This window comes from Vibrio sp. 10N.222.55.A1 (genome assembly GCF_041473835.1).
Taxonomy (GTDB): Bacteria; Pseudomonadota; Gammaproteobacteria; order Enterobacterales; family Vibrionaceae; genus Vibrio; species Vibrio crassostreae_C.
Genome location: NZ_JBFRSX010000108.1, coordinates 1 through 10,574 on the forward strand (window position 1 = coordinate 1; position 10,574 = coordinate 10,574).

General features: G+C 45.0%; 10 protein-coding genes. 2 read left to right on the plus strand and 8 right to left on the minus strand.

From position 1 onward, the window contains the following. Positions 1 to 323: 323 nt before the first annotated feature. The 6 genes from fre to trxA all read right to left on the minus strand — a co-directional run bounded on the left by fre (position 324) and on the right by trxA (position 6,156). Entirely contained in the window at positions 324 to 1,037 is a 714-nt protein-coding gene (fre, locus tag AB4493_RS21320; RefSeq protein ID WP_017059251.1) for an NAD(P)H-flavin reductase, read from the minus strand. A gap of 20 nt (positions 1,038 to 1,057) precedes the next feature. After that, complete coding sequence (locus tag AB4493_RS21325) at positions 1,058 to 1,327, minus strand: 2Fe-2S iron-sulfur cluster-binding protein (protein ID WP_008224727.1); 270 nt, start codon at positions 1,325 to 1,327, stop codon at positions 1,058 to 1,060. Further along, the gene (gene ubiD / locus AB4493_RS21330; protein ID WP_372155778.1) at positions 1,324 to 3,165 is read right to left on the minus strand and encodes a 4-hydroxy-3-polyprenylbenzoate decarboxylase; all 1,842 of its coding nucleotides are present in this window, start codon (positions 3,163 to 3,165) and stop codon (positions 1,324 to 1,326) included. Before ubiD ends, AB4493_RS21325 begins: the two co-directional genes overlap by 4 nt. Before the next feature lie 98 nt (positions 3,166 to 3,263). Next, entirely contained in the window at positions 3,264 to 4,259 is a 996-nt protein-coding gene (locus AB4493_RS21335) for a hypothetical protein (protein ID WP_372155779.1), read from the minus strand. A 110-nt stretch (positions 4,260 to 4,369) separates the two neighbouring features. After that, entirely contained in the window at positions 4,370 to 5,629 is a 1,260-nt protein-coding gene (rho, locus tag AB4493_RS21340; protein ID WP_029222011.1) for a transcription termination factor Rho, read from the minus strand. Between the two features lie 200 nt (positions 5,630 to 5,829). After that, positions 5,830 to 6,156 carry a thioredoxin TrxA gene (gene trxA, locus AB4493_RS21345; RefSeq protein ID WP_010440700.1) on the minus strand — a complete coding sequence of 109 codons (327 nt, stop codon included), beginning with the start codon at positions 6,154 to 6,156 and terminating at the stop codon, positions 5,830 to 5,832. A gap of 111 nt (positions 6,157 to 6,267) precedes the next feature. Here trxA and rhlB point away from each other — a divergent pair, with 111 nt between their 5' ends. Then, a complete protein-coding gene (gene rhlB, locus AB4493_RS21350; RefSeq protein WP_004736636.1) occupies positions 6,268 to 7,578 on the plus strand; it encodes an ATP-dependent RNA helicase RhlB in 1,311 nt (436 codons plus the stop codon). Positions 7,579 to 7,584: 6 nt separating this feature from the next. Next, complete coding sequence (gene gppA, locus AB4493_RS21355; protein WP_372152678.1) at positions 7,585 to 9,078, plus strand: guanosine-5'-triphosphate,3'-diphosphate diphosphatase; 1,494 nt, start codon at positions 7,585 to 7,587, stop codon at positions 9,076 to 9,078. Between the two features lie 102 nt (positions 9,079 to 9,180). Here gppA and AB4493_RS21360 read toward each other — a convergent pair whose 3' ends face one another. Next, positions 9,181 to 9,852 (minus strand): 7-cyano-7-deazaguanine/7-aminomethyl-7-deazaguanine transporter, encoded by a 672-nt coding sequence (locus tag AB4493_RS21360; RefSeq protein ID WP_017061333.1) that lies wholly within the window; start codon positions 9,850 to 9,852, stop codon positions 9,181 to 9,183. Positions 9,853 to 10,096: 244 nt separating this feature from the next. Further along, positions 10,097 to 10,408, minus strand: coding sequence for a DUF3630 family protein (locus AB4493_RS21365; protein ID WP_017061332.1), 312 nt, complete (start codon positions 10,406 to 10,408; stop codon positions 10,097 to 10,099). Positions 10,409 to 10,574: the final 166 nt, after the last annotated feature.

Here is a 10,574-nt window from a genome sequence, read left to right on the forward strand (position 1 = left end):
TTAAATTGTTAAAGAGCTTAACTTCTTGAGCGTTCCTTTTAAGTAAGGAGCCTCTCGAAGAGGACGGCCATTCTAGCGAATTAACATTCAGTGTCAAACACTTTTTGAAAATTAATTTTTTGTCGCTTTCCGTCTTACTGATTCTTGCTGAAGCCTTGTGGCGTCTGCCGTCTCAGTGGTGTCGCATTATAGGGAACCCTCTCAGCTTAGCAACTACTTTTTCATGAAAAATGAATAAATAGGGGTTAACTGCCTAATAGTTCACCTAAACGTAAAAAAGAGAGCATTTCTGCTCTCTTTTTGCTCAAAATCTAAGGGTATTGTTAGATAAATGCGTAAGCATCAGCGTACATATGGTCACGCTTTGCTTCTTTATTCTGAGTAAATAGGTCTCTTGCAGCGCCCGCCATTTCAAAACGACCTGCAATATAGATATCGAAATCAGCTAATGATTCGAAACTTTGCATAACAGCCTCAAGCACATTACCTGTTTGGCCATGCCAAACTTCCGGTGCTTCTTCTACTACCGGTACAAAGTGCACATTGCTATGCTTTTCTGCAATGCCAACCAACTCTTCTTTAGCATATAACTGGCACTCATCTTTTGCGCCCCAGTATAGGTAGATCTCTTTCGAGCTATTTTGCGCGATGCAGTGATCAAGAATAGAGCGCACGTAGCTGAAACCCGTGCCACCAGCAATAAGTAATAGAGGGCGATCGCTTTCTTCTTTGATCCAAGCATCTCCGTGTGGAGCATCAATCGCAATATCGCCATCTTCAGCTTGTGCCTTCTTCATCGCTTCAACCACTTCTAGTGCGTAAGCGTTGTGCTCGGCAGCACCAATGTGCAGCTCAAGCTCACCTTCGTGGCGGCAAGGGCTACTTGCGATAGAGAATGGGCGCTTATCTTTCTCGCCCATTTCAACCATCAGGTACTGGCCCGCTTTAAAAGCGACCGGTGTTTCTGGGTGAAGTAGGATTTGGTAAGTATTACAAGCCAAAGGCTCGATAGACTTCACTTTACATTTAATAGTCATGTTCTTCCTCTTACTAACCCTTAATCGGCAAAGGTTAGAACTAAATTACTTTCTGCAAATGCTTGGCAAGCAAAAATCCAGCCTTGTTGCTGCTCTTTCTCTGTGAGCATGGGTTCAAGGTGGTAACTCACTTGCCCTTCTAATTTTTTGCACATACACATTGCGCATGCGCCAACTTGGCAACGGTTTGGGAAATAGATATCGCTGTTGAGCGCAGCATCCAAGACCGTTTGCCCTTTTTCTACTGTGAAACTGATGTTTTCTGGGTATAAGACTACTTGGTAGCTCATGAAATTCCTAGCTGTTCCCAGATGCTATCAATCTTTTTCACAACATCAGGATCTTTTGTAATTGGTACACCCCACTCACGCAGGCATTCACCTTCCCACTTATTGGTCGCATCGAGACCCATTTTTGAGTGTCCAGTTTCGTTCTGCAGGAATAACGTATCTCTCGCCGGATCCATTCTTGTCGTTACAGCCCAAATGATGTCATTCCAATCACTCACATTGACATCGCCATCACACACGATAACAAACTTGTTCTCATCAAATTGAGACCAAACCGCTTCCATGATTTTCTTACCATTACCGGCAGCTTGCTTATCAATAGACACCACAACCATGCTGGCATTGTCGTTTTGCAGGTGAACATCAATAATTTCAGGATGAACCTTGGTTAACTCAGCCAAGCTACCCTCTATATGTTCACTATTTACAGGTGCTGTTTGGACATCTGGCGATAACGCTAACTCTGCGTCCCACTTCTTAGTGATATCTAGACCCATCTTAGAACCTAACCCAACCACGGGTGAGGCAAAATCCAATGAATCGATCGGCGTGTTCTCTATCATCAGGCTATCGCGTGACGGATCCATATGTTCGCACATCGCTGCGGTTACTTGAGACCAATCACGTGCATTCACATCTTCATCACACACCAATACAAATTTGGTGTACATGAATTGGCGTAAGAAAGACCATACACCCATCATCACTCGCTTAGCGTGACCTGGGTATTGCTTCTTCATGGTCACGACTGCCATTCGGTACGAACAACCTTCAGGCGGTAGATAGAAATCTTCAATCTCTGGGAACTGCTTTTGAAGAATAGGCACAAACACTTCATTTAGCGCAACACCTAATACCGCAGGCTCATCAGGTGGACGGCCAGTATAGGTGCTGTGATAGATAGGGTTCTCGCGCATGGTTACATGAGTAATAGTAAACACATGGTGCTTTTCTTTCTCGTTATAATAACCAGTATGATCTCCGTAAGGCCCTTCATCCGCGAACTCATTCGGGTCGATATAACCTTCCATCACGATTTCTGCACTTGCAGGAACTTCTAAGTAGTTGCTGATTGATTTAACGACCTCAGTTTTACTACCGCGTAGTAAGCCTGCAAACGCGTACTCTGATAAAGTATCCGGCACTGGCGTAACCGCACCAAGAATGGTGGCAGGGTCTGCACCGAACGCAACAGATACTGGAAATGGTTTACCTGGGTTGGTTTCCATCCAATCACGCAGATCCAGTGCTCCACCACGGTGGGCTAACCAACGCATGATGATTTTATTCTTGCCGATCTTCTGCTGACGATAGATACCTAAGTTTTGGCGTTTCTTGTTTGGACCACGAGTAACCGTTAAACCCCATGTTAGCAATGGCGCGACATCGTCAGCCCAACAGCTCATCACAGGGATTTTATCTAGGTCGACGTCATCGCCTTGCCATACCACTTGTTGGCAAGCCGCTTTGCGAAGGCGTTTAGCCGGCATGTTTAAGACTTGCTTAAACACAGGCAGTTTATCAAGAGCGTCTTTAAAGCCTTTTGGTGGCTCAGGTTCTTTTAGGTAAGCAAGCAACTTGCCCACTTCACGCAGTTCTTTGACTTCCTGACGCCCCATACCAATAGCAACACGGTTGGGTGTACCAAATAGGTTGGTCAAAACAGGCATGTCATAGCCTACTGGATTTTCAAACAAAAGAGCCGGGCCACCAGCACGTAGAGTACGGTCGCTAATCTCGGTCATTTCGTAGTCTGGATCGACTGGGTGAGAAATGCGTTTCAACTGACCAATACTTTCAAGATGGTCGATAAAATCACGTAAATCTTTAAAACTCATAGGACTTCTACATGCTGATTATTCTGCGCTCAGTATATCAAAAAGGGTGACGCTGAGATCCCCCTTTTTAGTGTGGTTATTGAGAGGCAAAATCCACTTTACGGTAATGCTTGCTCGATCAAAGAGCTCTTCACCTGAGGGTTATCATTGACGAGATCTTGCAACCATCGCGTATGACCTTGTTTGGCGAGTTCACGCGCGACTAAAGGCGCTTCATCAGCAATCGCCATCCTAGAGACAAGGAACAGCTTCACCTCTTCTGATAACGGGTTAACTTTGGTAAGCAAAGTAATCGCTTCATCTTTCAAACGCGGGTTCTTAGTCGCTGCCATCACCTGTTCAAGCGCGAACGTTTGTTTGGTTTCAGCAAGGCGAACTAGCTCAGCTTGGCTATGATAATCGGCCTTCATTCGCCATAGAATTTTGTAAACCTCTGGGTCTTCGCTCACTTGCGCTAATCGAACCACCACCTCAGTAGAAGGTAACCAACTAACAATAGAAGATGCGGTGAGTTGCTTAGTTAGGTAATCAACCGCTTCAGGAGACAAACTGTCTAGCTCTCTAATGAGCAACGCTTCTCGCGTTTGAACTTGATGTTCAGATCCAGATAACCACTCTTTTAGGTCGAGTTCCTGTTTCTCTGCATCTAGCACAAATACCAATGTCTTCTGATCTTGACGCCATTGTTTAATAAGGCGATTAGCAATTGAAGGGTAATTAAAGGCAGGTACCGTAAACTCATAGCCATCGCCACGTTCTAAGACTTGATAAGTGGGCGTGATAGCAAGTTGCTGCTCGATGAAGATAGACATCTTGGGTGTGAGTACGATTTTTTGCTGTTCAAGCTTCTTCAAGAGTTGGTAACGAGCCACCTCTTGCTGGGGAAATGTCAGGCGCTCAAGCGCAAAGCGTAGCGAATTGACTTCGTCACGTACGACAAGCTCTAGTAGTTCAGCAGTTTTCAGTTTTACTTGATCATTCTCAAGCCAAGACTCTACTGTAATTGGAGACATCTCGGTGGCATAGCTCATACCGACCGGGGAAAGTAACAGTGAAGTAGACAGGAGTAATGATGACAACAGTCCATGTTGCATTTTAACTTCCTTTTAACACTTTTGCTCATTCTGCAAGCTGTCGCTATAAAATGCAAATAAAAAGCGCCACCCGAAGGCAGCGCTTTTTAATAACTATCAGCTAATCAAGACTACTGACGACGCATTGCGTCAAAGAACTCATCGTTCGTTTTAGTCATTGCTAACTTATCGATAAGGAATTCCATTGCATCAGTTTCGCCCATAGGGTGAACAATCTTACGCAGGATCCACATCTTCTGTAGTTCATCGCTCTTAGTAAGAAGCTCTTCACGACGAGTACCAGAGCGGTTGAAATCAATCGCTGGGAATACGCGCTTTTCAGCAATCTTACGGTTAAGGTGCAGTTCCATGTTACCTGTACCTTTGAATTCTTCGTAGATTACTTCATCCATCTTAGAACCAGTATCAACCAGTGCAGTTGCGATGATAGTTAAGCTACCGCCTTCTTCTACGTTACGTGCCGCACCGAAGAAACGCTTTGGACGATGTAGAGCATTCGCATCAACACCACCAGTAAGAACTTTACCTGATGAAGGAATAACAGTGTTGTAAGCACGAGCTAGACGAGTGATTGAGTCCAGTAGGATAACCACATCTTTCTTGTGTTCAACAAGACGCTTCGCCTTCTCGATTACCATTTCTGCTACTTGTACGTGGCGAGATGCTGGCTCATCGAAAGTCGATGCGATTACTTCGCCTTTAACTAGGCGCTGCATTTCTGTTACTTCTTCTGGACGCTCATCGATAAGTAGAACCATTAGTTCACACTCAGGATGGTTGCGTGCAATGCTTTGTGCAATATTTTGCAGAAGCATTGTTTTACCTGCTTTAGGCGGAGCAACAATCAGACCACGCTGACCTTTACCTATAGGTGAAGCAAGGTCAAGAATTCGAGCTGTGATATCTTCAGTCGCACCATTACCCGCTTCCATCACCATACGTTCGTTGGCGTGAAGAGGAGTCAGGTTTTCAAAAAGGATTTTGTTACGAGCGTTGTCTGGCTTGTCGTAGTTAACCGTGTTTACTTTAAGCAGTGCAAAGTAACGTTCGCCATCTTTAGGTGGACGGATTTTACCGCCAATCGAGTCACCAGTGCGAAGGTTAAAACGACGAATCTGGCTTGGTGATACGTAAATATCATCTGGCCCAGCAAGGTACGAACTGTCGCCGCTACGCAGGAAACCAAAACCGTCTTGAAGAATTTCTAGAACACCATCACCAAAGATGTCTTCACCACTTTTTGCATGCGCTTTAAGGATGGAGAAGATAATGTCTTGTTTTCTTAGGCGAGCTTGATTTTCAAGACCTAGGCTTTCGCTAAGTTTAACAAGTTCAGACACAGGTCTGTTCTTCAGTTCAGTAAGATTCATAGTGGTGGAAGTTTGTTTAGTCAAAATAGGATCTGTTTTCTTAAGTTAAGAAGGAGTTGGTCACAGGATCGACCAAGAAGAGAAATTCGTTCAATTAACGTGCGATAAATTAGCACTAAAACTAAGACTAGTCCATAGCTTAGAAAAAACAAAACCGCGCATTTGTTAACTGCGCGGTTTCTTTTCAAAGGCTCACCTAATTAAAGGTTAGCGTCTAGGAACTCTTTAAGTTGAGTTTTAGACAATGCACCAACTTTAGTTGCTGCTACGCCGCCATCTTTGAAAAGAAGCAGCGTTGGAATGCCACGAATACCAAATTTTGGTGGAGTTCCAGCATTTTGGTCGATATTTAATTTACCGATTGTGAGCTTGCCTTCGTACTCGTCTGCGATTTCATCAAGAATCGGCGCAATCATTTTACATGGACCACACCATTCTGCCCAAAAATCAACAAGAACAGGGCCTGCAGCATTGATTACATCGTTATCAAAACCGTCATCAGTTAGCTGCAAAATCTTATCACTCATCTTCCACTCCAATGTATTTTTTAGAACTGGTTGGATGATAACCAGTAAATAGATGCCCTATTGGAATGTATTTACTTTCGTATTGCAAGCTTAAGCTGATATTCTATAGCAATGAAAAAGACGCATATCACAGAGCAAAAGTTCGCCGACTTGGATTTACTTCCTCAAGTCATTGAAGGATTGGAGAAAAAAGGGTTCGATTATTGTACCCCTATCCAAGCCTTGGCGCTCCCGGTACTGCTCACCGGCCAAGACATTGCAGGCCAGGCCCAAACGGGTACTGGTAAAACGCTTGCGTTTCTAACTGCTACTTTTAACCACCTGCTAAAAACACCTGAGCATGAAGGGCGTAAGCCTAACCAGCCACGTGCAATTATTATGGCACCAACGCGTGAACTCGCGATTCAGATCTACAACGATGCTGACTCTCTGGTTGAAAGCACGGGTATCAAAGCAGCACTCGCTTACGGTGGCGAAAGCTACGACAAGCAACTAGGTAAAATCGAAGAAGGCGCAGATATCTTAATTGGTACGACTGGCCGTATCATCGATTTCTACAAGCAAAAGGTATTTAACCTTAACCACATTCAAGCTGTTGTGCTTGATGAAGCCGATCGTATGTTTGATCTGGGCTTTATTAAAGACATTCGCTTCTTGTTCCGCCGTATGCCTGAGCCAAAAGATCGCCTGAACATGCTGTTCTCTGCGACGCTGTCTTACCGCGTACAAGAGCTAGCGTTCGAGCACATGCACAACCCAGAGCACGTGGTTGTTGAGCCTGAGCGTAAAACAGGTCACCGCATTCAAGAAGAGCTGTTCTACCCTTCTAACGAACATAAGATGGCTCTTCTACAAACGTTAATCGAAGAAGAATGGCCAGATCGCGCAATCATCTTCGCTAACACGAAGCACAAATGTGAATCAGTTTGGGGCCACTTGGCTGCCGATGGTCACCGTGTAGGCCTGCTAACTGGCGATGTTCCTCAGAAGAAACGTGAAAAAATTCTTGAGCAGTTCACCAAAGGTGATGTTGACCTTCTTGTCGCAACGGATGTTGCAGCTCGTGGCCTACACATTCCTCAAGTAACACACGTATTCAACTTCGACCTACCTGATGATTGTGAAGATTACGTTCACCGTATCGGCCGTACAGGTCGTGCTGGTGAAAGCGGTCACTCGATCAGCTTTGCTTGTGAAGATTACGCAATCAACTTGCCACCAATCGAAGAATACATTGAGCATGCTATCCCAATGTCTGACTACGATGCTTCTGCACTACTAGAAGATCTGCCAGCACCGATGCGCTTACGTACACGTAACCCGCAACAACGCCGCTCAAACAACAATGGCCCACGCAACGGTAACCGTAAACCAAACCAGAACCGTCGCCCACGCCAACCGCGTCATAACAAGGAAGCTTAGTCGCTTATGAGTCAAACAGTGTCACCCCCGCTTTATGCTGCTATCGACCTCGGGTCGAACAGTTTTCATATGCTCGTTGTGCGTCACATCGATGGCAGCGTACAAACCATGGCTAAGATTAAGCGTAAAGTGCGTTTAGCAGCAGGCTTAAATGAAAATAATGCGCTTAGTACAGAAGCTATGCAGCGCGGTTGGGACTGTTTGAGTCTCTTTGCAGAGCGACTGCAAGATATTCCGAAAGAAAATATCCGCATTGTGGGTACAGCGACCCTACGTACCGCTATCAATGTGGATATATTTCTAGAGAAAGCGAACCAGATCCTTGGTTACGACATCAATGTTATCTCTGGTGAAGAAGAAGCTGCGACGATCTATAAAGGCGTAGCACACACTTCTGGTGGCAGCGGCCGCCGACTGGTCGTTGATATTGGTGGTGCAAGCACCGAAATGATCATAGGTGAAGGCTTCTCAGCGAAAGCACTAACCAGCCTAAAGATGGGCTGTGTTACTTGGCTTGAGCGCCACTTTAAAAACCGCCAATTAACCGCTACCAACTTTAACAACGCCATTGAAGCGGCGAAGTCGACGTTGGCTCCTATCCTAGATAGCTACACTGATATCGGATGGGATGTGTGTGTGGGCGCCAGCGGTACCGTTCAAGCACTGCAAGAGATCATGTTGGCGCAAGGCATGGATGAAGTGATTACTCATGCCAAACTTAAGCGTCTACAGAAACAAGCGATGATTACTGAGCGCTTGGAAGAGCTAGAAATCGAAGGACTTACCCTTGAACGCGCATTAGTGTTCCCGAGTGGTCTTTCCATTCTTATTGCTATTTTTGAGTTGCTTGAAATAGATTCAATGACACTCGCAGGCGGCGCACTCCGTGAAGGCCTAGCCTACGAGATGGTTGATGAGCTTCGCCAAGAAGATATCCGAGCGCGTACCATTAAGAGTGTTCAATCACGCTACCAAATGGACGTAAGCTACGGTGAACAAGTTGCTGTAGTCGCACAAACGCTGCTAGACCAAGCGGGCGCCGAAGCGTGGGTTTCAGAACCTCAAGCTGGTGTGCTATTGCAAACGGCAGCTAAGCTTCACGAGATTGGTTTAACCATCGATTTCAAAAAAGGCGGTGAGCACAGCGCTTATCTGCTGCAAAACTTAGACCTACCTGGCTTTACTCGAGCGCAAAAGCACTACTTGGGTGAGTTAACTCGTCGCTACCGTGAACAGTTAACCTCATTACCAGAGCAACACGCTATCTCAGGCACCAGCAGCAAGCGTATTTTACGTATTCTGCGTTTAGCTATTTTGCTGACCCACCGTCGTAACCCAGCGCTAGAGCCTGAGTTCAAACTGACGACGAATGACAACAATCTAACCCTAACGCTTTCTAAGCAATGGTTAGCTGACAATCCGCTGACCGCTGCAGAGCTAGAGATCGAGTCGAATAGACAAACCGATATTGGCTGGCCATTGAATATTAAATGCCTCTGATATTAGTATCTGACGCTAGAAATTAAAAAAAGCCCAAGTTAGTAGACTAACTTGGGCTTTTTCTTATCGCTGCATTAATGCTTTGTGTTACAAATCTCAAACTTAAGCGTTCACGCCTGTCGCTTTAAAGTCAGGGTTCACTGCGGTTAGCTTTCTAACAATGTAGTTAAGAAGCACGCCGTACATAGGCACGAACAAGCCTAAGCTGATGATAAGTTTGAATCCGTAATCGACTAAGGCAATCTCAGTCCAATGCTCGGCCATAAATGGATCTGGGCTTTGGTAGAAAGCAATCGCAAAGAATGCGATGGTATCAATGGCATTACCGAATAACGTTGAGCATGTTGGGGCTACCCACCACTGTTTAAGCTGACGTAGGCGGTTAAAAACATGTACATCCAAGATCTGACCCAGTAAATAAGCCATGAAGCTCGCCGCGGCGATACGTGCAACAAACAAGTTGAACTCACCTAGTTGGCTAAAGCCTTGGAATGAACCTTCAAAGAACACCACTGACAAGAAATAAGAAACGGCCAGCGCTGGTAACATCACTAAGAAAATAATTTTACGGGCAAGCTGCGCGCCAAAAATGCGTACGGTCAGATCGGTCGCTAGGAAGATAAACGGGAAAGTGAAAGCACCCCAAGTGGTGTGCATACCGAAGACGGTAAAAGGTAGCTGAACCAGATAGTTGCTTGACGCAATAATCACCAAATGGAACAAAACTAATAGTGCTAGGGCTTTGCGCTGTTGCGCAGGGGTAAAGTTACTCATGCTGTACCTTTTTAGTTTGGTTTGGGGGTGAGGGAACCCAAATCGAGTCATTTCTTCGAATAATCCAAGAAAGCTCTTACCAATAATGTGAATTAAAAATGTTTCTATAATTTGCTCTATTGAGCGGCGGGCGATTATACATTAATCAATATTGGCTGCAATGGTGAGAACAAACGCAAACGTTTATCCTCACTTTTATTGGTGAATAGCGCTAGAAGCTGTGCTTTAGAAGCTATGCCTAAAGTTAAAAACCGCGCTTGAAAAGCGTCGCGAGATAATCAAACTCTTCTCGGCTTTCTTCCGCGTTTAACGACTCAAACCAAATTGATTCACTGTAATGCTCAGACTTTAAGAACATTCGACAATCTTCAAAATCAATCAACCAAGAGTGCATATCGGCGTCCCATTGTTTTTCAACAACAGACGCTGACAGCAATGCCACCAGCTTTTCACCTAACACTTCATAAGAATCAAAATCAAAACTTGGAGACGTAATCAATAAACGCCCTTCCTCAGCCAGATACTCTCTTAAGCCAAATTCTGTTTGTGTTGTCATGTCCCTATTAACCTTATTCTTTTTCTATTAGTTGAACGAAGCCGCTACGCGGCAGAGTAAAACGAGTGCGAACCATACTCTTGTAACACCATCACCCTGATGGTCGTTCACAGGAGTAACCCCATGAAACCCGATGACTTAAAACGTTACAACACCCTTTATGAAC